19 protein-coding genes are annotated in these 22,496 nt (G+C 75.2%); 15 read left to right on the forward strand and 4 right to left on the reverse strand.

Annotated features, from left to right (window positions below; translation table 11 throughout):
- Positions 1-36: 36 nt before the first annotated feature.
- From GSF02_RS07350 to GSF02_RS07365, 4 genes are all read left to right on the forward strand, one after another.
- On the forward strand, positions 37-420 hold the full coding sequence (locus tag GSF02_RS07350; protein WP_159794278.1) for an SHOCT domain-containing protein: 384 nt from the start codon (positions 37-39) through the stop codon (positions 418-420).
- Between the two features lie 45 nt (positions 421-465).
- Complete coding sequence (locus tag GSF02_RS07355; RefSeq protein ID WP_201308834.1) at positions 466-1,908, forward strand: hypothetical protein; 1,443 nt, start codon at positions 466-468, stop codon at positions 1,906-1,908.
- Positions 1,909-2,084: 176 nt separating this feature from the next.
- Entirely contained in the window at positions 2,085-2,840 is a 756-nt protein-coding gene (locus GSF02_RS07360; protein WP_159794280.1) for an SDR family NAD(P)-dependent oxidoreductase, read from the forward strand.
- 98 nt (positions 2,841-2,938) lie between these two features.
- The gene (locus GSF02_RS07365) at positions 2,939-4,216 is read left to right on the forward strand and encodes an MFS transporter (RefSeq protein ID WP_159794282.1); all 1,278 of its coding nucleotides are present in this window, start codon (positions 2,939-2,941) and stop codon (positions 4,214-4,216) included.
- A 9-nt stretch (positions 4,217-4,225) separates the two neighbouring features.
- Here the strand turns inward: GSF02_RS07365 and GSF02_RS07370 are convergent, their stop codons facing one another.
- The 4 genes from GSF02_RS07370 to GSF02_RS07385 all read right to left on the reverse strand — a co-directional run bounded on the left by GSF02_RS07370 (position 4,226) and on the right by GSF02_RS07385 (position 9,652).
- Positions 4,226-5,374 carry an aminopeptidase P family protein gene (locus GSF02_RS07370; protein WP_159794284.1) on the reverse strand — a complete coding sequence of 383 codons (1,149 nt, stop codon included), beginning with the start codon at positions 5,372-5,374 and terminating at the stop codon, positions 4,226-4,228.
- A 71-nt stretch (positions 5,375-5,445) separates the two neighbouring features.
- The gene (locus tag GSF02_RS07375) at positions 5,446-6,369 is read right to left on the reverse strand and encodes an NADP-dependent oxidoreductase (protein WP_159794286.1); all 924 of its coding nucleotides are present in this window, start codon (positions 6,367-6,369) and stop codon (positions 5,446-5,448) included.
- Positions 6,370-6,436: 67 nt separating this feature from the next.
- A complete protein-coding gene (locus GSF02_RS07380) occupies positions 6,437-6,952 on the reverse strand; it encodes a VOC family protein (protein WP_235915434.1) in 516 nt (171 codons plus the stop codon).
- Positions 6,953-7,036: 84 nt separating this feature from the next.
- Entirely contained in the window at positions 7,037-9,652 is a 2,616-nt protein-coding gene (locus GSF02_RS07385; protein WP_159794288.1) for an ATP-dependent DNA ligase, read from the reverse strand.
- A 196-nt stretch (positions 9,653-9,848) separates the two neighbouring features.
- Between GSF02_RS07385 and GSF02_RS07390 the strand changes: the two genes are divergently transcribed.
- From GSF02_RS07390 to GSF02_RS07440, 11 genes are all read left to right on the forward strand, one after another.
- Positions 9,849-10,604: a GTP pyrophosphokinase gene (locus GSF02_RS07390; protein WP_159794350.1), complete on the forward strand. Its 756-nt coding sequence runs from the start codon at positions 9,849-9,851 to the stop codon at positions 10,602-10,604.
- 77 nt (positions 10,605-10,681) lie between these two features.
- The gene (locus GSF02_RS07395; protein ID WP_159794290.1) at positions 10,682-10,957 is read left to right on the forward strand and encodes a glutaredoxin family protein; all 276 of its coding nucleotides are present in this window, start codon (positions 10,682-10,684) and stop codon (positions 10,955-10,957) included.
- Positions 10,954-11,193 (forward strand): SCO4848 family membrane protein, encoded by a 240-nt coding sequence (locus GSF02_RS07400; protein ID WP_408003872.1) that lies wholly within the window; start codon positions 10,954-10,956, stop codon positions 11,191-11,193. The genes GSF02_RS07395 and GSF02_RS07400 overlap by 4 nt, the downstream gene beginning before the upstream one ends.
- Positions 11,194-11,253: 60 nt before the next feature.
- The gene (gene ku / locus GSF02_RS07405) at positions 11,254-12,285 is read left to right on the forward strand and encodes a non-homologous end joining protein Ku (protein ID WP_159794292.1); all 1,032 of its coding nucleotides are present in this window, start codon (positions 11,254-11,256) and stop codon (positions 12,283-12,285) included.
- Between the two features lie 45 nt (positions 12,286-12,330).
- Positions 12,331-14,052 carry a metallophosphoesterase family protein gene (locus tag GSF02_RS19005; RefSeq protein WP_159794294.1) on the forward strand — a complete coding sequence of 574 codons (1,722 nt, stop codon included), beginning with the start codon at positions 12,331-12,333 and terminating at the stop codon, positions 14,050-14,052.
- A 10-nt stretch (positions 14,053-14,062) separates the two neighbouring features.
- Positions 14,063-14,785: a metal-dependent transcriptional regulator gene (locus tag GSF02_RS07415; protein ID WP_159794296.1), complete on the forward strand. Its 723-nt coding sequence runs from the start codon at positions 14,063-14,065 to the stop codon at positions 14,783-14,785.
- Between the two features lie 89 nt (positions 14,786-14,874).
- Positions 14,875-16,098, forward strand: a complete 1,224-nt coding sequence (locus GSF02_RS07420) for an MFS transporter (RefSeq protein ID WP_159794298.1) — start codon at positions 14,875-14,877, stop codon at positions 16,096-16,098.
- 207 nt (positions 16,099-16,305) lie between these two features.
- Complete coding sequence (locus GSF02_RS07425; RefSeq protein WP_159794300.1) at positions 16,306-16,995, forward strand: vitamin K epoxide reductase family protein; 690 nt, start codon at positions 16,306-16,308, stop codon at positions 16,993-16,995.
- Between the two features lie 88 nt (positions 16,996-17,083).
- A complete protein-coding gene (leuS, locus tag GSF02_RS07430) occupies positions 17,084-20,047 on the forward strand; it encodes a leucine--tRNA ligase (protein WP_159794302.1) in 2,964 nt (987 codons plus the stop codon).
- Between the two features lie 10 nt (positions 20,048-20,057).
- The gene (locus GSF02_RS07435; protein WP_159794304.1) at positions 20,058-21,674 is read left to right on the forward strand and encodes a DUF3375 domain-containing protein; all 1,617 of its coding nucleotides are present in this window, start codon (positions 20,058-20,060) and stop codon (positions 21,672-21,674) included.
- Positions 21,671-22,495: a DUF4194 domain-containing protein gene (locus GSF02_RS07440; protein ID WP_328799004.1), complete on the forward strand. Its 825-nt coding sequence runs from the start codon at positions 21,671-21,673 to the stop codon at positions 22,493-22,495. The genes GSF02_RS07435 and GSF02_RS07440 overlap by 4 nt, the downstream gene beginning before the upstream one ends.
- The last annotated feature ends 1 nt before the right edge of the window (position 22,496 follow it).

Raw genomic sequence — 22,496 nt, forward strand, 5'->3', positions numbered from 1 at the left:
CCGCGGGCGTTCGCGGCCCTGACTCGAGGAGCGCCCATGGACACCTTCTGGGACTGGTTCTGGCTCATGGTCTGGTGGTTCTGCTTCATCGCGTACCTCATCCTGCTGTTCCACATCGTCGCCGACCTGTTCCGGGACCGGGGGCTCAACGGCTGGCTCAAGGCGCTGTGGATCGTCGCCCTGATCGTGCTGCCGTTCCTCGCAGCGCTCGTCTACGTCATCGGTCGGGGCAAGGGGATGGCAGACCGCAGCGCGGAGGCCGCCGTGCAGGCGAAGCAGGCGACGGACGAGTACATCCGGCAGGCGGCCGGCAGCGGCCGCTCGGCGGCGGACGACATCGCGCAGGCCAAGGCCCTGTACGACGCCGGCGTGGTCGACGAGCGGGAGTACGCCCGCCTCAAGGAGAAGGCGCTGACCTGAGGCCCGCCGCCCCGCACGGGGCACCGACCGCATCGGGAGGACGCCGTGAGCGACGCGACCGGTCTGCCGGGGGACAACCCCGAGGGCTCGCCGGCGGAGGCGCCGGGGAAGCCGACCGGCTCCTCGACCGCCGCTCGGCTCGCCGCCCTCGAGCGGGAGAACGCCGAGCTGCGCGCGAGGCTTCTCGTCGGCGGCGCCCCGCCGGGCGGCGACGGCGAGCGGCCCCCTGCTCGCCGTGGCCGCCGGCGCGTGCGCAGCGTGGTCAGCGCGATCCTCGTCGTGCTCGGCACGCTCCTGGCGCCCGTCGGCGCCGTGGCGGCGTGGGCCCAGCGCGAGCTCACCGACACCGACCGGTACGTCGCGACGGTGGCCCCCCTGGCGAGCGACCCCACCGTGCAGTCGGCGGTGGCGGGGCGGATCACCCAGGAGGTCGTCTCGCGCATCGACGTCGGCGCGCTGCTCGACCAGGTCACGAGCGGCCTGGCCGAGCGGGGCGTCCCGCCGCGCGCCACCGATGCGATCGGGGCGCTGCAGGCGCCCCTGACCAGCGGCGTCGAGTCGTTCGTCCGACGGGCCGCCGACGACGTCGTCCAGAGCGACGCGTTCGCGCAGGCCTGGACGCAGGCGAACCGGGTCGCGCACCAGCAGCTCGAGCAGGTCATGCGGGGCGAGCAGGGGCAGGTCCTCCAGGTCGGTCAGGACGGGCAGCTGACCATCCAGCTCGCCGGCGTCGTCGACCTGCTCAAGCAGCGGCTCGTGGACCGTGGGCTCACCGTGGCGGCGCGGATCCCCGAGGTGGACGCCTCGTTCACGATCGCCCAGTCGAGCCAGCTGGTCGTGCTGCAGAACCGCTACGCCCAGGTCGTGACCCTGACGACGTGGCTGCCGTGGGTGGCGCTCGGCCTGCTGGCCGCGGGCGTCCTCGTCGCCGTCCACCGGGTGCGCACCCTCATGGTCGCCGGGCTGGCGCTCGCCGGGGCCATGGTCGTCCTCGGCGTCGGGCTCGCGGTGGCGCGGAACCTGTACCTCGACGCCCTGAGCGGCACGGTGCTGCGGCTCGACGCGGCCGAGGTGGTCTTCGACCAGCTCGTGGCGTTCCTGCGGCTCACGCTGCGCACCGTCGGCGTGCTGGGGCTCGTGGTCGCGCTGGGCGCCTACCTCGGGGGCGGCAGCGCCTCGGCCCGCAGCCTGCGCGCCGGCTTCTCCCGGGCCGCCGCGCGCGCCCGCGGGGCGGGCGAGGAGCGGGGCGTGACGACCGGGCCGGTCGGCGTGTGGCTCGGCCGGCACCGGGGCTTCGCGCGGGCCGTCGTGGTCGGCCTCGGGGCGCTGTGGCTGCTGCTGGCGGGCTCCCCGACGCCCGGGCTGATCGCCACCGTCGCCGTCGTCGTCCTCATCGCGCTGGGGCTGCTCGAGCTCCTCGCCCGGCCCGAGCCGGCCGGCGCGGACGGGGACGGCACGCCGGCAGCGGCCTCGATCCCGACCGGCTGAGTGGTTTTCGTCACCTGGGCGGCCGAGGGCGCCCGTGCAGGTCTACGGTCGAGGTGTCAGACGTCCTGACCGGCCGCGACGCAACACGCCGGGCCCGCCGGGGCACCACGTCCGCACGGGCACCCGGCCGCACGGTCGCCGCCGCTCGCGCCGGACCCGCGAGAAAGAGGTAGGCGATGACGTTCGACGGCAGGGTGGCCCTGGTGACCGGCGGGGGCTCGGGCATCGGCGAGGCGATCAGCAAGGAGCTCGCCGCGCACGGCGCCAGGGTGGTCGTGACCGACATCCGGCTCGAGGCGGCCCGGCGCGTGGCCGACGAGATCACGGCCGCCGGCGGCGAGGCCGCGGCGTTCCAGCAGGACACCGCCACGAAGGAGGACGCCGAGCGGGCCGTGGCGTTCGCGCGCGAGACCTTCGGCGGCCTGAACTACGCCGTCAACAACGCCGGCATCGGCGGCAAGGCCGCCCCGGCGGGGGAGACGGACCTGGACGACTGGGACCGGGTCATCGACATCAACCTCAACGGCGTGCTGTACGGGATGCGCTACCAGATCCCCGCGATGCTCGAGGCCGGCGCGCAGCAGTCCGCCATCGTCAACATGGCCTCGATCCACGGCACGGTCGCGGCGCTCGGCAACGGCGCGTACACCGCCGCGAAGCACGGCGTCGTCGGCATCACCAAGAACGCCGCCGCCGAGTACGGCCCGCAGGGCCTGCGCATCAACGCGGTCGGCCCCGCGTACATCCGCACGCCGCTGGTCGAGTCCAGCCTGACCGACGAGGCGCGCCAGGCGCTGGTCGGCCGGCACGCGCTGCGCCGCCTGGGCGAGCCGCGCGAGGTCGCCACCGTCGTGCGCTTCCTGCTGTCCGAGGACGCGTCCTTCGTCACCGGCGCGTACTGGCTGATCGACGGCGGGTACACCGCCGTCTGACGCGGCAGTCCGACGGGTCCGGACCGCGCGGTGCCCCGGGCACCGCGCGGTCCGAAAACCGCTCGCCCGCTGTCACCGGCACGGGGAAGGATCCTCCCGTGCCCTCACCTGCTCGCTCGCGCTCCGGCGCCCTCGACTTCTGGTCCGCCCTGCCCCGGGACGGCCGCTGGCTGCTGTCCACGGTCGTCGTGCAGTTCTTCGGCCGCGGCCTGACCCTGCCGTTCACGATCATCTACCTGCACGAGGTGCGCGGTTTCCCGCTCGCGCTGTCCGGCACGCTGATGGGCCTGGTCGCCGTCGTCGGCCTCGCCGTGACCGGCCCGGCGGGCTGGCTCGTGGACCGGTTCGGGGCGCGCATGGTCATCCTCGGCGGGCTCGCGTCCGCCGTGGCCGGGTGCACGGTGATCGCCCTCGCGACGACGCCGCTGGTCGCCGGCCTGGGCCTGGCGCTGTTCGGCGTGCAGCTCGGGGTGGCCTGGCCCGCGGTCAACGCGCTGGTCGCCACCGTGGTCACCGGCGAGCTGCGCCAGCGGTACTACGGCGTGAACTTCGCGCTGCTCAACCTCGGCATCGGCGTGGGCGGCGTGGTCGGCGGCTTCGTCGTCGACGTCGAGCGGCCCGGCACGTTCGTCGCCGCCTTCCTCGTCAACGCCGCCACCTTCGTGGTCCCCGCCGTGGTGCTGCTGGGCCCGCTGCGCCACCTGCACGGCCGCGCCGCCCGCCCCGCCGCCGACGCCGCGACGGCGGCCGGCGCGACGACCGGCTACCTCGCGATCCTGCGCCGCCCGGAGGTGGCGTGGCTGACCGCCCTGTCCGTCGTGGCCGCGTTCGTCGGGTACGGGCAGATGGAGGGCGGCTTCCCGGCGTACGCGCGGCAGGTCTCCGAGGTGTCCACGCGCACCGTCGGCCTGGCGTTCGTGGTCAACACCTGCGCGATCGTGCTGCTGCAGTTCTGGGTGATGAACCGCGCCCGCGGCCACCGGCGCACCCGGGTGCTCGTGGTGATGGCCGCCATCTGGGCCGCGTCCTGGGGGCTGCTCGGCCTCACCGGCCTGGTGCCCGGCACGGCGGCGGCAGTCGTCGGCGTGCTGGCCTTCCACAGCGTGTTCGGGCTGGGTGAGACCCTCATGCAGGCCGCGCTGCCCGCCGTGGTCAACGACATGGCGCCCGACCACCTGCGGGGGCGCTACAACGCCGTCAACTCCGCCGCGTTCCAGGGCGGCACCATCGCCGGTCCCGTCGCGGCGGGCGTGCTGCTGCAGCACGGGGCCGGCGGCGCGTTCGTCACCGTGATCGTGGTCGGCTGCGTGGCGCTCGCGGCGATGGCGCTGGTGCTCGAGCGGCGGGTGAGCGACGTCGTCAACGGCGTCGGCTGACCGGCCTGCTCAGCCCACCACCTGCAGCGCGCGCGGGGAGTCGTTGAGCCGGCGCGCCGCGCCGGGCACGGCGTCGTCGAACGCCACGACGACGTCCTCGATCCGCACCCCGAACCGGCCCGGCAGGTAGATCCCCGGCTCCACCGAGAAGCACATGCCCGCCTCGATCGGCCGGGTCTCGCCCTCGACCATGTACGGCGGCTCGTGCGTCGTCAGCCCGATGCCGTGCCCGGTGCGGTGGATGAAGTGCTCGCCGTAGCCGGCCTCCTCGACGACGGCGCGGGCCGCGCGGTCGACGTCCTGGCAGGTGGCGCCGGGTACGACGGCGCGCACGCCGGCCTCCTGGGCGGCGCGCACCACGTCGTGCACCTCGCGCTCCTGCGCGCTCGGCTCCCCGACGTGCACGGTGCGGGTGGTGTCCGAGCCGTACCCGTCGGCCAGCCCGCCGAAGTCGAGCACCACCATGTCGCCCTCGCGGAGCACCCGGTCGCCGGCGTCGTGGTGGGGGTCGGCGCCGTTCTCGCCGGCGCACACGAGCGTGAAGTCGACCTGCTTGTGCCCGTGCGCGCGCAGCAGCGCGTCGAGGTCCGCCGCCACCTCGCGCTCGCGCCGGCCGGCGAACGGCCGCGCGAGGATCTCGCCGAAGGCCGCGTCGGCGCCGGCCCCGGCGGCGGCCATCCGCGCCACCTCCTCCGGTGACTTCACCGCCCGCAGCATCGGCAGCGCGCGGGTGACCGGCACGAGCGCCGCGCCCGGGAGGGCCTCCAGCAGCCCCAGGACGTGCAGGGCCCAGGCGGAGTCGCTGATCGCGTACCGCCCGCCGGGCCGCAGCAGCCGTGCGGCGACGGCGTGCTCGTCCTCGCCGTCGGACCACGCCAGGGCCTCCACGGGCCCGACCGCCCCGACCTCGAGGTCGTGCGCCTCCAGGCGGGGCACCACGGCGAGCGCCTGGGCGACGCCGTCCGGCTCGGCCGCACCGTCGGCGGCCGGGACCACGAGCAGCGTGAGGCGCTCGGTCGTGGCGGCGGGGGAGTAGCCGAGGAAGTAGGCGAGGTCCGGACCGGGCGTGACCAGCAGGCCGTCCAGGCCGGCACGGGCCGCCTGCGCGGCGGCCCGGCGGCGGCGCTCGGCGTAGACGTGCGGGGCGAAGGGCGTCATGGGCCCAGCGTGCCACCGCGGCCGTGCCGCCACAGCGTGCCACCGCGGCCGTGCCGCCGGCCGGACGGCGGTCAGACGCGCACGACGATCTTGCCGCGCCCGTGGCGCGACTCGCTGGCCCGGTGCGCCTCGGCGGCGTCCGCGAGGCCGAACACCCGCGCCACCTCGACGCGCACCGCGCCGTCGTCGATCAGCCCGCGCAGCGCGTCGAGGTCCGCGGTCGACGGGCGCACCCACACGTAGTGGCCGCCGTGCTCGTCGCGCGCCGAGGCGTCGGTGATCGAGGTGATCACGCCGCCGGGGGCGAGCAGCGACGCGCTCTGGGCCACCGCGCCGTGGCCGGCGAAGTCGAGCACGACGTCGACGCCGTCCGGGGCCAGGGCGCGCACGCGGTCGCCCAGGCCCTCGCCGTAGGCGACCGGCTCGACGCCCAGGCCGCGCAGGTAGTCGTGGTTGCCCTCGCTCGCGGTGCCGATGACGCGCGCGCCGAGGTGGCGCGCGATCTGGACGCCGAACGAGCCGACGCCGCCGGCCGCGGCGTGCACCAGCACGGTCTGCCCGGCGCGCACCCCCGAGCGGGCGATCGACTGGTAGGCGGTCAGGCCGGCGAGCGGCACGGCAGCGGCCTCCTCGAAGCTGAGCGACGCCGGCTTGCGCGCGAGGGTGCGCACCGGGGCGGCGACGAGCTCGGCGAAGGTGCCGCCGTGCACCCAGTCCTTGCGCACGTAGCCGTACACCTCGTCGCCGACCTGCAGCTCGGGGGTGTCCAGGCCCACGCGCTCGACCACGCCGGCGACGTCCCAGCCCGGGATCACGGGGAAGGCCACGTCCATGAGGCCGTCCAGGTAGCCCTGGCGGATCGACCAGTCGACGGGGTTGACCGAGGCCGCGCGCACGCGCACCAGCACGGTGTCGGCGCCGACCTTCGGGTCGGGCTGCTCGGTGAGCTCGAGGACGTCGGCGCTGCCGTATCGGGAGTAGGTGATCGCTCGCATGACGGGGGCAACGGTCGGCGCCCGGCCGGATGTTCCCGCCCGGGCGCGCGACCGGGACCTCAGGGCCTCAGGCGCCGTCGCCGGCGTGGCCCGTGCCCTGCGCGAACGCCTGGGCCGCGGTCTCGGTGTCCATGGCCAGCACCTCCCAGTGGTGCCCGTCGAGGTCGCAGAAGCCGCGCGAGTACATCCACCCCAGGTCCTGCGTGGGGCGCGACTCGGTGCCGCCCGCGGCGAGCGCGGCGTCCGCGACGGCGTCGACGTCGGCGCGGCTGGCCAGGCCGAGCGCGGTGATCACCTCGATGGCCTGGGTCGGGTCGGTCTGCGGCCGGCTGGTGAACGTGCCGAAGTACTCCGGCCGCAGCAGCATGGCGTAGATCGACGTCCCGAACACGATCCCCGAGGCGTTCTCGTCGGTGAAGGTGGGGTCGACGGCGAAGCCGATCGCCTCGTAGAACCGCTTGGCGGCGTCGAGGTCGCGCACCGGCAGGTTGACGAAGACGTGCGACGCGGCGATGCGCGGCGTCGGGGGCGTGGGCAGGCCGGTGGGGGCGCCGGTGGTCTCGGCGGGGACGTCGGTGCTCATGGCGGGCTCCTTGGCGCGTGGTGATCGGGTGGGCACCGGGTCCGACGACGCCCGCGCCCGGGACTCATCGGCGGTCGCGGGCGGTCAGCGCTCGACGACGACGTCGTCGGGCGTCTTGTCCTCCCGCCAGCCGCGCCAGGACGGCTGGCGCAGGCGCGCGTCCGGGTCCTGGGCCGGGTCGCCGGTCCACTCGGCCATCTCCACCTCGCCCACGAGCCGCGGGGTGACCCAGCGCGCGTGCCGCGCCTCGGGCCGCGGCACGCCCTCGACGGGCGGCGTCTTGCGCGCCAGCGCGTGCAGGCGCTGCGCGACGGCCCGGCGGTCGGCCTCGGTGAAGCCGGTGCCGACCTTGCCGGCGTACCGCAGCTCTCCGTCGACGGGCACCGCCAGCAGCAGCGAGCCGGCGCGGTGGTCGTCCTCGCGGTGGGTGCCCGCGTGCAGCGGGCGCCACCCGACCACCACGACCTCCTGCGCGCTGGAGTGCTTGAGCTTGAGCCACTGCCGCGAGCGGCGGTCGGAGTAGGCGGCGTCGCGGCGCTTGGCGACGACGCCCTCCAGGCCCAGCCGGCGGGAGGTGCGCATCGCGGCGTCGAGGTCGCCGTCGAACGCCGGCGGCAGGTGCACGGGCGCGCGGGCGGCCAGGACGTCCTCGAGCACCTTGCGCCGCGCGTCGTACGGCTCGCGCACCAGGGTCCGGGCGCCCACCTGCAGCACGTCGAACACCATGAGGTCCACCGCCACCTTGGCGCGCGCCGCCGCCACGTCCGCCGCGCGCTGGATGTTCGCCCGCTGCTGCAGCAGGCGGAACCGCGGCCGGCCGCTGTCGTCCAGGGCGACGATCTCGCCGTCGAGCACCACGGGCAGGTCGTCGCCGACCTGCCCGGCGAGCACCTGGAGCTCCGGGTAGGTGCCGGTCATGTCCTGTCCGGTGCGCGAGACGAGCCGCACCCGGCGGCCGGCACGGCCGCCCTCGCCGGCTCCGTCGCCGGCCTCGTCGCCGGCCTCGTCGCCGGCTCCGTCGCCGGCCTCCACCACGGCGAGCGTGCGGAACCCGTCCCACTTCATCTCGAAGGCCCAGGCGGGCCGCCCGTCGTGGCCGTCCGCGGCGAGCGCGCGCTCCTCGCCCGCGTCCGCGAGCGTGGCCAGCATCGGGCGCAGCGGCACGTCGACGGCGGGGGAGCCAGGGTTCTCCTGGACCGCGGTCCCCGCGCCGGCGTCGACGGCGTCGGGCCCGGCCGCGCCGGCCGGCTGCTCCTTGGTGCGGTGGATGAGCCATCCGGCCTCGTCGCTCCCGCCGGTGTGGATGAGGGCGAGGCGGCGCGACCCCCGCCGCTCGCTGTGCAGGGTGACGATGACCTCCTTGCCCTCGCGCCACTTCTCGAGGTCGTACGTGCCGGCGTCCCAGATGGTCACCTCCCCGGCGCCGTACTCGCCCTTCGGGATGGTGCCCTCGAAGCCGCCGTACTCCAGCGGGTGGTCCTCGGTCTGGACGGCGAGGTGGTTCTGCCGCGGGTCGGCCGGCTCACCCTTGGGCAGCGCCCAGCTGACCAGCACGCCCTCGTGCTCGAGGCGGAAGTCCCAGTGCAGCCGGCGGGCGTGGTGCTCCTGGATGACGAACGTGGGCCGCTCGTCGCCGTCGCCGTCGCCGTCGTCGTCGCTGTCGTCGGGCGCCGCGCCGGGCGCGGCGCCCGGCTCGGCTGCCCCGAAGGGCTCCGGGGTCTTCTCCGGGTCGCGCTTGGCGCGGTAGACCTCGAGCCGCTCGAACCGCGCCATGTGCTCCGGCGTGGGCTCGAGCTGCGCCAGGTGCCCGGCGGTGAGCCCGGCGAGCAGGTCGCCGTCGCGCTCGACGCGCTCGAGCACCTCCGGGTAGGTCAGGTGCCGCAGGTCCGGGTCGTCCAGCTCCTCCCAGGTGCGCGGTGCGGCGACCGTCGGGTGGTCACGGCCGCGCAGCGAGTACGGCGCGATCGTCGTCTTGTTGCCGTTGTTCTGCGACCAGTCGACGAGCACCCGGCCCTGGCGCAGCGACTTCTTCATGTCGCTCACCACGAGGTCGGGGTGCTCTGCCTCGAGGTAGCGGGCCAGCTCGTGGGCCACCGCCGAGACCTGGTCGGCGGACCCCACCCCGCCGGTGCCCGCGTTGCCCGACGCGTCGAGCGCGGCGTAGAGGTGGATGCCCTTGGACCCGCTGGTCACCGGCAGCGGGTCGAGGCCCATCCCGGTGAGGACGGCGCGCGCCCAGCGCGCCACCTGCGCGCACTCGGCGAGCCCGACGCCCGGGCCCGGGTCGAGGTCGAGCACGAGCCGGTCGGGCGGGTGCGCCGCGCCCGTGCGCCCGAACTGCCACTGCGGCACGTGGATCTCCAGCGTCGCCGTCTGCCCCAGCCACGTGAGCGTCGCCAGGTCGTTCACCAGCACGTAGTCGTTGGTCGAGGACTTGTGCCGGATGCGGCGCGTGCGGACCCACGAGGGGGTGGAGGCGTCCGCGTTCTTCTGGAAGAACACCTGGCCCTCGACGCCGTTCGGCCACCGCTTGCGCGTGGCGGGGCGCTGGCGCGCGTGCGGCAGCAGCACCGGAGCGACCTGGGCGTAGTACTGGAGCACCTCGCCCTTGGTGGTTCCGGTGGCGGGGTAGAGCACCTTGTCGAGGTTGGTCAGCTGGACGCGGTGCCCCTCGACGGTGACGGTCTGCGCGGCGGCCATGCCTCATCCTGTGCCGGGGCGCTGCCCAGCGCCCGTCGGGTGGGCATCGGGTGGGCATCGGGTGGGCTGGGCGGGTGGGCTCGGCGACGTCCCGGACGCGTCTCACACGGGACGTTCACAGGTCCCCCGTGCCGGCGGCCCTACGGTGGAGGGCGTGACCGAGCCGCTCGCCGCCGACGACGCCCTGCGCCCCCCGATGCCCGACCCCGCGGTGGTGCGCGCGCGGATGCACGAGCTGCGGCGGCTGGTGCTGAACTACAAGTTCGGCATCGACGAGATCATGACGAAGATCTCGATCCTGCGCGACGAGTTCCGCCACATCCACGACTACAACCCGATCGAGCACGTCGGCTCGCGCCTGAAGTCGCTCGACTCCATCGCCGCCAAGTGCCGGCGCAAGGGCATCCCGCTGACGCCCGAGGGCATCCGGACGAAGATGTTCGACGTCGCCGGCGTGCGCATCACCTGCAGCTTCGTGTCCGACATCTACCGGGTGCGGGACATGCTGGCGGCGCAGAAGGATCTGACGCTCGTCGAGGAGCGCGACTACATCGCCCACCCCAAGGCGAACGGCTACAAGTCGCTGCACCTCATCGTCCAGGTGCCGGTCTACCTGTCGGACCGGGTCGAGGACGTCGTCGTGGAGATCCAGCTGCGCACCATCGCCATGGACTTCTGGGCGAGCCTGGAGCACAAGATCTACTACAAGTACGACCGGGACGTGCCGCGCCACCTGACCGACTCGCTCAAGCTGGCCGCCGACGTCGCGTGGTCGCTCGACAGCTCGATGGAGCGCATCCACGACGAGGTGCGCGCGATCGCGGGGGAGCGGGAGCCGGCCGAGCACCGCGACTCGCTGTTCAGCGCCCCCGAGATGGCCCAGGAGATGCTCGACGCCTTCTGGCGCACGGCCGAGGCGGCCGACGACGTCGCGCGCCGCCAGGGGGACTGACAGGGGCGACCGGCAGGGCGAGCGCGAGTGGCGCACGGAACAGCGCCGGGTGCGCGCCCGCGCCTACCATCACGGCCATGACCGACGGCACGACCGACCTCGCCCACCCCGCCCAGCTCACCATGTACGGCGCCGCCTGGTGCGGCGACTGCCGCCGCAGCAAGCGGCTGCTCGACGCCCGCGGCGTCGACTACGTGTACGTGGACCTCGAGGCGGACCCCACCAAGGCCGACGACGCGCACGCGATCTCCGGCCGCACCAACATCCCCGTCGTCGTGTTCCCGGACGGCGACCACTTCGTCGAGCCCACCGACGCGGAGCTGTCGGCCAAGCTCGACGCCGTGGGGCTGTGAGCGTGGCCGACGGCGGCGTGCAGCTGCCCGTCGCGTGGGCGGTGGTGCTCGTCGTCACGGCCCTGTGGAACCTGCTGATCTGGCCGCGGTTCTTCCAGCGCGTCGCCAAGGACCCGCGCGCCACCGACGCCGCCGGGCGCCGCACCCGGTTCTACACGGTGCACGCCGTGCTCATCGGCGTGTCCCTGGTGCTGGCGCTCGCCGTCGGCGTGCTCGGGGTCGTCGCGCTCGTGTGAGCGACCGGCGGCGCGCCGACGTCGGTGGCGCGCCGCCGCAGGCCGGGCCAGCATGGGCTCATGCGGTCGATCTGGAAGGGTGCCGTCTCGTTCGGCCTCGTCAACGTGCCGGTCAAGCTGTACAGCGCGACCGAGGACCACGACGTGCCGCTGCACCAGGTGCACGACGCCGACGGCGGCCGCATCCGGTACCAGCGGGTGTGCGAGATCGACGGCAAGACGGTGCCGTACGAGCACATCGACCGCGCGTACGACGACGGCGAGCACACGGTCGTGCTCACCAAGGACGACCTGTCCGCCCTGCCCGCCGAGCGTGACCGCGAGATCGAGGTGGTCGAGTTCGTGCCGAGCGACCAGATCGACCCGATCATGCTGGACCGCACGTACTACCTGGAGCCCGACTCCAAGTCCGCCAAGGCGTACGTGCTCCTGCGCCGCACGCTCGAGGAGACCGAGCGCTCCGCCGTCGTGAAGTTCGCGCTGCGCCAGCGCACCCGCCTGGCGGTGCTGCGCGTGCGCGGCAAGACGCTCGTGCTGCAGACGCTGCTGTGGGCGGACGAGGTGCGCGAGGCCGACTTCCCGTCGCTCGAGGACGACGTGACCGTCTCCGACCGCGAGCTGGCGATGTCGTCGCAGCTCGTGGAGAGCTTCGCGTCGGACTTCTCGCCCGAGGAGTTCACCGACGACTACCAGGTCCAGCTGCGCCAGCTCATCGAGGCGAAGATCGCCAAGGGCGAGTCGATCGACACCGCCGAGACGTTCGGCGAGCAGCCGGCCGAGGAGAGCGCCGAGGTGATCGACCTCATGGAGGCGCTGCGCAAGAGCGTCCAGGAGGCGCGGTCGCGCAAGGGTGGGGCCGCCGACGACGGCGCGCAGGACGGCGAGAAGCAGGGCTCGTCGTCGAAGTCGGCCTCGAAGTCGTCCTCGACGTCGGCGAAGTCCTCGGGCTCGAAGTCGTCCTCGAAGTCCTCGGGCTCGAAGTCCTCGGGCTCGAAGTCGTCGGCGTCGAGGTCCTCGTCGGCCAAGGGCTCGTCGTCGAAGGACGACGCGTCGTCCTCGCGCCGGCGCACCGCCGCCCGCAAGACCGGCTGACCTGCGCGCTGGCGTCGGCCGACCGGATCGTCCAGGGTGGTCGCGATGACCCGCCCGCCCCGCCGCACCCCGCCCCGTCCGCTGCGCTGGACCGTGGCCACCGTCGGTGCCTTCCTGGCCTGCCTGCTGTTCGGGATCACCACGGCGACCGCCGACCTGTCCCTCGGCCCGCACACCGCGCGGTACGAGATCTCGCTCGGCGGCGAGGTGACCGTCGACCTCGGCCCCCTCGGGACGCTGCAGATCGACTCGCCGGCGGGGCCGCTGGGTGTGGACGTCACCGTCTCGGAGATCCCCGCCGACCTCACGGAGATCGACCGGGCCACGACGCTCGACGGGCTGCAGCGGGACCTGCAGAGCTACCTGCAGTTCTTCGGCGACCCCGCCACGACCGTCGCCTCGGTGGTGCGGGCGCTCGTCGTCGACGCCGTGCGACGCACGCTCGTGGCCATGGCCGTCGTCGTGGTGGCCGGCCTCGGGCTTCGCGCGCTGCTCGGGCGGGCGCGCCGGCGCGAGCTGTCGGCCTGGCTCGCCCCGCGCACCGCCGAGGTCACCGTGGGCGTCGTCGTGGTCGCGCTCGTGGCCGGCGGCCTGAGCGCCGACGACGTCGAGCCGGGGGAGCGCGGGGTGCCCACGTCGCCGGTGTTCCGGGGCACGGCGCTCGAGGGCGCGCGCATCACCGGGCGGCTCGCGGGCGTCATCGACACCTACGGCGCCGAGCTGGTGGGCCTGTACCGGCAGAACGAGAAGTTCTACGACGACGCCCGCACCTCGCTCGTCGCGGCGTGGCAGGAGCGCCAGGCGGACGAGACGCAGCAGGCCCTCCGCGACGCCCTCGCCGCCGGCTCCGGGGCCCTGGAGGCGCTCGGGGCCCCGCCGGCGGGCGCCGGGGCGGGCCCGAGCCCCGTCCCGCCCTCGCCCTCGCCGTCGGCGCCGGCGCCGGACGAGGAGCCGGTGCGCCTGCTGGTGATCTCCGACCTGCACTGCAACACGAGCATGGCGCCCCTGGTCCGGGAGGTCGCCACGCGGGCGGGCATCGACGTGCTGCTCAACGCGGGCGACACGACGATGAACGGCACCGCCGTGGAGAAGGTCTGCGTCGACGCGTTCGCGTCCGCCCGCCCGTCCGGCGTGCCGATGGTCGTCTCCGACGGCAACCACGACTCGCAGGTCGTGTCCCAGGCGGAGCGGGCGAGCGGGCAGACCGTGCTCGACGGCGCGGTCGTGGAGGTGGCCGGCGTGCGCATCCTCGGCGACCGCGACCCGAACGAGACGCGCGTGGGCGGCGGGACGTCGTCGGTCGAGTCCGCGGTCGACGAGGGGCGCCGGCTGCGGGACGTGGCGTGCGACGCCGGCGACGTCGACCTGCTGCTGATCCACACCCCGTCGGTCGGGGACGCGGCGATGCACTCCGGCTGCGTGCCGTTCCAGGTCTCCGGGCACACCCACACGCGCTACGACCCGACGGCGTTCGGTCTCGGGGTGCGGTACGTCAACGGCTCCACCGCGGGCGCCGCCCCGAACCAGCCCACCGTGGGGCCGCTGCACGGCACCGCGGAGATGACGCTGCTCGAGTTCGACCCGGCGCAGGACCGGTTCACGCGCTGGAAGCTCGTCGAGGTGCGGCCGGACGCCACCGCGTCGGTGGGCGCCTGGCAGGACGTGCCGCCGCCGGTGGCGCCGCCCGCCTCGGGCATCGTGCCCGTGCCGGACGCCGTCGGGGCCGCTCCCTCGGGGGCGGCGCCGTCCGGCACCGCGTCGCCGTAGGCTCGGGGCCGTGGCACCCGAGCTCAGCACCGACCCGAGCACGCCCGAGCGGCCGGACCCCGACACGCTGACGCCGGTCGCGCAGGACTACCTCAAGGCCGTGTGGTCGGCCCTGGAGTGGTCCGACGACCGCGTCACGACGGGTCAGCTCGCCGACCGGCTCGGCGTCGGTCCCTCGACGGTCTCGGAGACGGTGCGGCGCCTGGCCGACCAGGGGCTGCTCGAGCACGAGCCGTACCGCGGGGTGGGCCTGACCGAGCTCGGCCGGGCGTACGCCCTGGTCATGGTGCGCCGCCACCGCCTCATCGAGACGTGGCTGGTGCGCCAGCTCGGCTACACCTGGGACGAGGTGCACGACGAGGCCGAGAGGCTCGAGCACGCGGTCTCCGACCTCCTCGTCGAGCGGCTCGACGCGCAGCTGGGCCGCCCGGTGCGCGACCCGCACGGGGACCCGATCCCCACCGCCGACGGGCGGGTGCTGCGCCCCGACGCCGTGCCGCTCGGTGCGCTGGCCGACGGCGCGGGCGGGGTGGTCGCGCGCATCTCCGACGCCGACCCCGGGGCGCTGCGGCGGCTCGCCGGGCTCGGCATCGAGCTCGACGTGCGCGTGACGGTCACCGGCCGGCGCGAGCGCGCCGGCACCGTGGCGCTGGCCTGGCACGCCGACGGCGTGGCGCGCGCCACGGAGCTCGACGCCCTCGCGGCGTCGCGCATCTGGGTGGTCCCGGCGTAGCCTTCTGGCATCCCCACGAGGCCGTGCGTGCCGGGCTGGGGCGCGCGGTCGAAACGATACGACGCCCTCGTCCCCCCGGAGGAGACCCAGTGACCGCACCCACGACCACGGCCGCACCCGCCCCCGCGCCGGCCCGCAAGGGGTCGCCGCGCGTCGGCGCCGCGCTGTTCGCCCTGGCCGTCGGCGGCTTCACGATCGGCACCACCGAGTTCGCCACGATGGGCCTGCTGCCGCAGATCGGCGCCGACCTCGGGGCGAGCGACCCCGTCGTCGGCCACGCCATCACCGCCTACGCCCTCGGCGTCGTCGTGGGGGCGCCGCTGCTCACCGTGGCCGCGGCCCGCATGTCCCGCCAGCGGCTCCTGCTGCTGCTCATGGGGGTCTACACGGCGGCCAACCTGCTCTCGGCGGCGGCCCCGAGCATCGAGCTGCTCGTGGCGGGCCGGTTCCTCGCCGGCCTGCCGCACGGCGCCTTCTTCGGCGTCGGCGCGGCCGTCGGGGCGGCCGTGGCCGGCCCGGGGCGCCGCGGCCATGCCGTCTCGATGATGATGACCGGCCTGACCATCGCGAACGTCGTCGGGGTGCCCCTGTCGACGTGGGTCGGCCAGGTGCTCGGCTGGCGCGCCGCCTTCCTGCTCATCGGCGTGCTCGGCGCCGCGACGCTCGCGGGCCTGCTCGCGTTCGTGCCGCACGACGGGCCGGTGGACTCCTCGGCGCGCCGCGAGGTGCAGGCGCTGCGCAACGGCCCGCTGTGGATCGGCTTCGCCGCCGGGTCGATCGGCTTCGGCGGCCTCTTCGCCGTCTACTCCTACGTGGCGCCGACCGTCACCAAGGTCTCCGGCATCGCCGAGGGGCACGTGCCGTGGGTGCTCGCGGTGTTCGGCGTCGGGATGACCGTGGGCACGCTGCTGGGCGGCCGGCTGGCGGACCGCGACGTGCTCGGCACCGTCGTCGGCGGGTTCGTCGCGACCGGCGTCTCGCTGGTGCTGTTCGCCCTCGTCGGCGGCGCCCCGGCGCCGGCGATCGCCGCGCTGTTCCTGCTCGGCGTCACCTCGCAGGTGCTCGGCCTGGCGCTGCAGACGCGCCTGATGGACCTCTCGCCGCGCGCCCAGTCGCTCGGCGCGGCCCTGTGCCACTCCGCCCTCAACACGGGCAACGCCGCCGGTGCCTTCTTCGGCGGCCTGGTCATCGCGGCCGGCTGGGGCTACCTCGCCCCCGCCTGGACCGGGGCGGCGCTCACCGCGCTCGGCCTCGCGCTGCTGCTGGCCTTCGGCCGCCAGAAGGTCGTGCACCGGCCCGAGTCCGACGGGTGACGCGCGGGCCGGCCGCCCCACCGGCCGCCCCACCGGCGCCGACGGCCAGGGAAGTGGGACGAAACTCGCGAGGTTTCGTCCCGCTTCCCTAGCCGTCGGCCGCAGCCGGCGGCGGTAGCTCGGTCGCACGAGCCCGGGGTGGGCCGGGCGGGCCGTGCGCCCCGCGGCTCCCCGGGAGGTGACAGGTTCGTGCGGTACCTTGCCCCCGTGACCCGGACCCCCGTCGGCGCCGCCACCGGCGCCGCGACCGCCGCCTCGGACGTCGACCTCCCGGCCGGGGACGCCGGTGACGCCGCCCTGGAGGGCGTGCGCCCGCTGCGGGACCGCACGCTGGCGATCGTCCTGGTCGTCCTCGGCGCGGTCGCGTTCCTCGCCTCGGGCGAGCTGGCGATCGAGCGGTACCTCACGCTGGTCGACCCGATGCACGCGCTGAGCTGCACGCTCAACCCGCTGGTCGACTGCGGCCCGGCCATGAACTCCTGGCAGGGCCGGCTGCTCGGGTTCCCCAACCCCTACATCGGCCTCGTCGCGTTCCCCGTGGTCATCACCACCGGCGTGCTGTGGCTGACGGGCTACCGGCCCCCGCGGTGGTACCGGCTGTCGCTGCTGGGCGGCACCGTCCTGGGCCAGGCGCTGATCTTCTTCCTGATGTTCACGATCCTGCACGAGCTGCGCTCGATCTGCCTGTACTGCGCGGTGGTGTGGACGTGCATGTGGCCGCTGCTGTGGCTGCAGGTGGTGCACGCCCTGCAGACCCGCGCGCTGCCCGCGCCGGACGGCCTGCGCCGCTTCGCCGTCGGCAACCGCGGCCTGGTGCTCGGCCTCGGCTACGTGGTCGCCGTGCTGTGGGTCGCGCTGACCATGGGCCGCCAGCTCGTCGCGTCCTTCCTGGGCTGACGCCCCGCCGCCCCGCCGCCCCGCCGCCGGGCGGGCGGGCGGGAAATGCGGGGAAGGAGCGCCCCGCGGCGGCACTAAGATCGTCCGGGTGAGCACGCCTGACGCCCCCGCAGCGACCGAGGCTCCGAAGGAGCCCCCGTTCCGGTACACCCCGGCCCTCGCGCAGCAGATCGAGCAGCGCTGGCAGGACCGCTGGGAGGAGCGCGGCACGTTCCACGCCGCCAACCCCTCGGGCGAGCTCTCGGGCCCCGGCGGCGACCGCCCGCAGGGTGACCCGTTCTTCATCATGGACATGTTCCCGTACCCCTCGGGGGCCGGGCTGCACGTGGGCCACCCGCTGGGCTACATCGCCACCGACGTCGTCGGGCGCTTCCGTCGCATGCGCGGCGACAACGTGCTGCACGCGCTGGGCTACGACGCGTTCGGCCTGCCCGCCGAGCAGTACGCCGTGCAGACCGGCCAGCACCCGCGCGTGACGACCGAGCAGAACATCGCCACGATGCGCCGCCAGCTGCGCCGCATGGGCCTGGCGCACGACCCGCGCCGCACGTTCGCCACGATCGACCCCGAGTACGTGCGCTGGACGCAGTGGATCTTCCTGCAGATCTTCGACTCCTGGTACGACGCCGAGGCCGTGCGGCCCGACGGCGGTCGGGGCCGCGCGCGCCGCATCGCGGAGCTGCGCGAGGAGCTGGCCGCCGGCACGCGGCCGGTGCCCGGGCACGACGGCGACAATGCCGGCGGCGCCGTGTGGCGATCGCTGAGCGAGCGCGAGCAGCGCGACGTGCTGGACGCCCAGCGCCTGGCCTACGTCGACGAGTCCCCGGTGAACTGGGCCCCCGGCCTGGGCACCGTGCTGGCCAACGAGGAGGTCACCGCCGACGGCCGCTCCGAGCGCGGCAACTTCCCGGTGTTCACCAAGTCGCTGCGCCAGTGGAAGATGCGCATCACCGCGTACGCCGACCGGCTCACCGACGACCTGGCGCTGATCGACTGGCCCGAGAAGGTCAAGTCGATGCAGCGCAACTGGATCGGCCGCTCCACCGGCGCGCAGGTGCGCTTCGACGTGGTGGGCACCGCCGACCACGAGGCGGCCGGCGCGGCGCAGACCCTCGAGGTCTTCACCACGCGCCCCGACACGCTGTTCGGCGCCACGTTCATGGTGGTGGCCCCGGAGCACCCGCTGCTCGACGAGGTGCCGGCCGCCTGGCCCGAGGGCACGCGCGAGGCGTGGACCGGCGGGTACGCGAGCCCGGCCGAGGCCGTCGCGGCCTACCGCCGGGAGGCCGCCGCGAAGACCGCCGTCGAGCGGCAGGCCGACGCCGGCAAGAAGACCGGCGTCTTCTCCGGCCACCTGGCGGTCAACCCGCTGACCGGCACCTCGATCCCGGTGTTCACCGCCGACTACGTGCTCATGGGCTACGGCACCGGCGCCATCATGGCCGTGCCCGGCGGCGACGCCCGCGACTTCGCGTTCGCCGAGGCCTACGACCTGCCGGTGATCCACACCGTGCTGCCCGCCGACGGGCTGCCCGAGGGGCACGAGGGCGCCTGGACCGGCGACGGCGTCGTGGTTAACAGCCCCGCGGCGGGCCAGGACGCCCCGCTCGACCTCAACGGCCGGGACGTCGCCGGCGCCAAGGCCGCCACCATCGCCTGGCTGGAGGAGACCGGCATCGGCGCGGGCACCACCACGTACCGCCTGCGCGACTGGCTGTTCAGCCGCCAGCGCTACTGGGGCGAGCCGTTCCCGGTCGTGTGGGACTCCGACGACCGCCCGGTGGCGCTGCCGGCGAGCATGCTGCCGGTGGACCTGCCGGACGTGCCGGACTACGCCCCGCGCACGTTCGACCCGGACGACGTGGACTCCGAGCCGGAGGCGCCGCTGGGCCGCAACGACGACTGGGTCAACGTCACGCTCGACCTGGGCGACGGGCCGAAGACCTACCGCCGCGACACCAACACCATGCCCAACTGGGCCGGGTCGTGCTGGTACTACCTGCGCTACCTGGACCCGACGGACGGCAGCAACGACGGCGCCGTCGTCGACCCCGAGCTGGAGCAGTACTGGCTGGGGCCGAAGCACAACCCGACCTCGGGCCCGGCCGGCGGTGTCGACCTGTACGTCGGCGGCGTGGAGCACGCGGTGCTGCACCTGCTGTACGCCCGGTTCTGGCACAAGGTGCTGTACGACCTGGGCTACGTGACCGCGCTGGAGCCGTTCGGCAAGCTCTTCAACCAGGGCTACATCCAGGCCTACGCGTTCACCGACGCCCGCGGTGCGTACGTGCCCGCGGCCGAGGTCGAGGGCGACGAGCAGACCGGCTTCACCTGGCACGGCGAGCCCGTCCAGCGCGAGTACGGGAAGATGGGCAAGTCCCTGAAGAACGTCGTGACGCCGGACGAGATGTACGCCCAGTACGGCGCCGACACCTTCCGCGTCTACGAGATGTCGATGGGCCCGCTGGACCTGTCGCGCCCGTGGGAGACCCGCGCCGTCGTCGGCTCGCAGCGGTTCCTGCAGCGCCTGTGGCGCAACGTCGTGGACGAGGAGACGGGCGAGGTCACCGTGACCGACGCGCCGGCGTCCGAGGCCACGCGCCGCGCGCTGCACCGCACCATCGCCGACGTGACCGCCGAGATGGAGGGCATGCGCCCCAACACGGCGATCGCCAAGCTGATCACGCTGAACAACCACCTGACGTCGCTGGACGAGGTGCCGCGCGAGGCGATCGAGCCGCTGGTGCTCATGACCGCCCCGATAGCCCCGCACGTGGCCGAGGAGCTGTGGGAGCGGCTCGGGCACGCCGAGTCGCTCGCCCACGAGCCGTTCCCGGTGGCCGACCCGCAGTACCTGGTCGAGGAGACCGTCACCTGCGTGGTGCAGGTCCAGGGCAAGGTGCGCGGGCGCGTCGAGGTGCCGCCGTCGATCAGCGACGCGGACCTCGAGGCGGCGGCGCTGGCCGACCCGAACGTGGTCAAGGCGATCGACGGGCGCGAGATCCGCAAGGTGATCGTGCGCGCGCCCAAGCTCATCAACGTCGTCGTCTGACGCCCCGGCCGTGACGTCCCCCGTCGAGGGGGCCTACGAGCGCGCCCGCCGCGCGTTCGCGGGCCCGATGCTGGCGCTGCTGCACAAGCGGCACGCCCCGCTGGTCGTGGCGCTGCTCGGCGCCCTGTTCACGCCCGAGCGCGCCGCCGTGCCGGTGGCCGACGCGCACACCGAGCTGGACGAGGCGCTGCGCGCGCTGCGGGCGGCCGGGCACGCGGACCTGCCCGAGGGCAGCGCCCGCGACCTGTGCCGCCAGTGGGTCGCCGAGAGCTGGCTCGTGCGGCAGGTGCCCGAGGGCGGCGACGAGGAGTACCGCCTGACGGCGCACGCCGTCGACGCGCTCGACGTCGCCGCCCGCGCCGGGGGGCCGCGCACGCGCGTCACCCGCTCGCGCGTGCGCACGCTGCTCGACGCCGTCGAGCGGCTGGCGCAGGACGTGGACCCGGACGTGGAGGCGCGCAAGGCGCGGCTGCGCGCCGACGTCGCCCGCGCGAGCGCGGAGCTCGAGCGGCTCGAGGTCGGCGGGCAGGTGGAGACGCCCGACCCCGAGCAGCTGCTCGAGGAGGCGGAGAACGTCCTGTTCCTCGTGCGCGAGCTGCCCGCCGACTTCGCGCGCGTGGCGGAGAGCATCAAGGCGCTGCAGCGGCGCGTGGTCACGGCCCTGCGCCAGGACGACCGGCCGACGGGCGAGGTGCTCGCCGAGTACCTCGAGCAGGCCGAGCACCTGCTGGAGTCGACGGCGGAGGGCCGGGCGTTCGCCGGCGCGGTGCGCCTGCTCGGTGACGCCGCGCGCCTGGACGCGCTGGCCGGGCAGCTGGACGTGGTCCTGCGCCACCCGTTCGCCGCCGGGCTGGACCCCCAGCAGCGGGCGGAGCTGCGGGGCATCACCCGGCAGATCGAGCAGGGTCTCGACGACGTGCTCACCGCGCAGCGCCGGGCGTCGCACGTCATCACGACGCAGGTGCGCCACCACGACCCGCTGCGCGACCGGCAGGTCGACGACCTGCTGCGCGACGTCGTCGCAGCGCTCGCCGACTGGGTGCCGGGCACGCGGCGCGGCCAGGGCGTGGACGCGCTGCGGCGGCTGCCGCGCGCCGAGCTCGGGCGACTGCGCCGCACGCTGCACGACCTGCGGCCGGACGAGCCGCCGGCGCCGCTGACCGGGTCGACGGGCTGGGACGAGGACCTCGAGGTGTCGCTCGAGGACGCGCGCGCCTGGGGCGGCCCGCAGTACGCCGACCTCGAGGCGCACCTGCGCCGGCTCGCCGCCGGGCGCGCCGTCGAGGACGGCGAGGACGCCGGCGCGGCCGTCGACGTGGCCGAGGCGTTCGAGAGCGCGCCGGACTCCCTGCGCCGGCCGGTGGACCTCGTGGGCCTGCTCGAGCTGGCGGCGCGGTCCGCGCCGGCCGCCGGCGGCGGGGCGGGAGCCGGCGCGGCGGACGCGGCGCCCGTGTCCGTGGTGACGGCCGTGCGGCCGGACGGGACGCGGCGGCGGTTCGCGTTCGCGCGCGCCGGCGTCCGGGCCGGCGGCGCGCAGGACGGCGGGGCGCAGGGCGGCGGGCAGGGCGGCGGGCAGGACGGCGCGCGGGACGGGCAGGACCAGGACTGGACGGGGGAGCGGGCGTGACGGTGGAGACGCAGGAGGCGCGGCCGGAGGAGACCGAGCCGGGCGACGAGGCGTTCATCGCGCCGCTGCCCGCGGAGGAGGACCTGCCGGCCCTGTTCCCGGGCGACACGGGCACGCTGGAGGCGCCCGTGCGCCAGGTGCTGGCCCGGCTGCTGCGGCAGCGCTACCTGTCGGCGGCCGACCAGCCGCGGCTGTGGCGCACCCTGCTGGTGCACCAGGCGACCGTCGAGTCGCGGCTGCACGACCTGTTCGTGCACCTGGTGGTCGACCACGACCGCGGGCTGGCGTACAAGCGCCAGGTCCGCGAGGCCGAGGTCGACGTGCCGGTGCTGCTGCGCGACGAGCCGTACACGCGGCTGGAGACCGTGCTGCTGGTGCACCTGCGGGCGGTGTTCCAGCGCGAGCGCGGCGCCGGCGAGCAGCAGGTGCGCGTCGACGCCGAGGAGCTCGAGCAGACCGTGCTGAGCTTCCTGCCGCCGGGGGAGACGAACGTCGCCGCGCGGCAGCGGGAGATCCAGGGCGCCGTGGCGCGCCTGGTGCGCGAGCGGGTGCTCGCCGAGGAGACCCCGGGCCGCTACCGGGTCCTGCCGGTCGTCGAGGTGATCCTGTCGGTGGAGCGCCTGGCCGAGCTGGCGCGGTGGCTGCGCGAGGACGCCGCTCGCCCGGCCGGCGAGGAGGCCGACCCCGACCCCGACGCCGACGCCGACGCCGACACCGACACCGACGTCGACGCCGACATCGACGTCGACACCGACGCCGACGCCGACGTCGACGCCGACGCCGACACCGACATCGTGACCGACGAGGAGGGCGACCTGTGAC

The organism is Puerhibacterium puerhi (assembly GCF_009846865.1).
GTDB lineage: Bacteria > Actinomycetota > Actinomycetes > Actinomycetales > Cellulomonadaceae > Puerhibacterium > Puerhibacterium puerhi.

Excerpts from the sequence above, each read along its gene's own strand:
- GSF02_RS07375 (WP_159794286.1), bottom strand. The coding sequence starts at position 6,369 with ATGCGAGCGATCACCTACTCCCGATACGGCAGCGCCGACGTCCTCGAG.
- GSF02_RS07380 (WP_235915434.1), bottom strand. The coding sequence starts at position 6,952 with ATGAGCACCGACGTCCCCGCCGAGACCACCGGCGCCCCCACCGGCCTG.
- GSF02_RS19005 (WP_159794294.1), top strand. The coding sequence starts at position 12,331 with ATGACCCGCCCGCCCCGCCGCACCCCGCCCCGTCCGCTGCGCTGGACC.
- GSF02_RS07350 (WP_159794278.1), top strand. The coding sequence starts at position 37 with ATGGACACCTTCTGGGACTGGTTCTGGCTCATGGTCTGGTGGTTCTGC.
- GSF02_RS07360 (WP_159794280.1), top strand. The coding sequence starts at position 2,085 with ATGACGTTCGACGGCAGGGTGGCCCTGGTGACCGGCGGGGGCTCGGGC.
- GSF02_RS07385 (WP_159794288.1), bottom strand. The coding sequence starts at position 9,652 with ATGGCCGCCGCGCAGACCGTCACCGTCGAGGGGCACCGCGTCCAGCTG.
- GSF02_RS07395 (WP_159794290.1), top strand. The coding sequence starts at position 10,682 with ATGACCGACGGCACGACCGACCTCGCCCACCCCGCCCAGCTCACCATG.
- GSF02_RS07390 (WP_159794350.1), top strand. The coding sequence starts at position 9,849 with ATGCCCGACCCCGCGGTGGTGCGCGCGCGGATGCACGAGCTGCGGCGG.
- GSF02_RS07370 (WP_159794284.1), bottom strand. The coding sequence starts at position 5,374 with ATGACGCCCTTCGCCCCGCACGTCTACGCCGAGCGCCGCCGCCGGGCC.
- ku (WP_159794292.1), top strand. The coding sequence starts at position 11,254 with ATGCGGTCGATCTGGAAGGGTGCCGTCTCGTTCGGCCTCGTCAACGTG.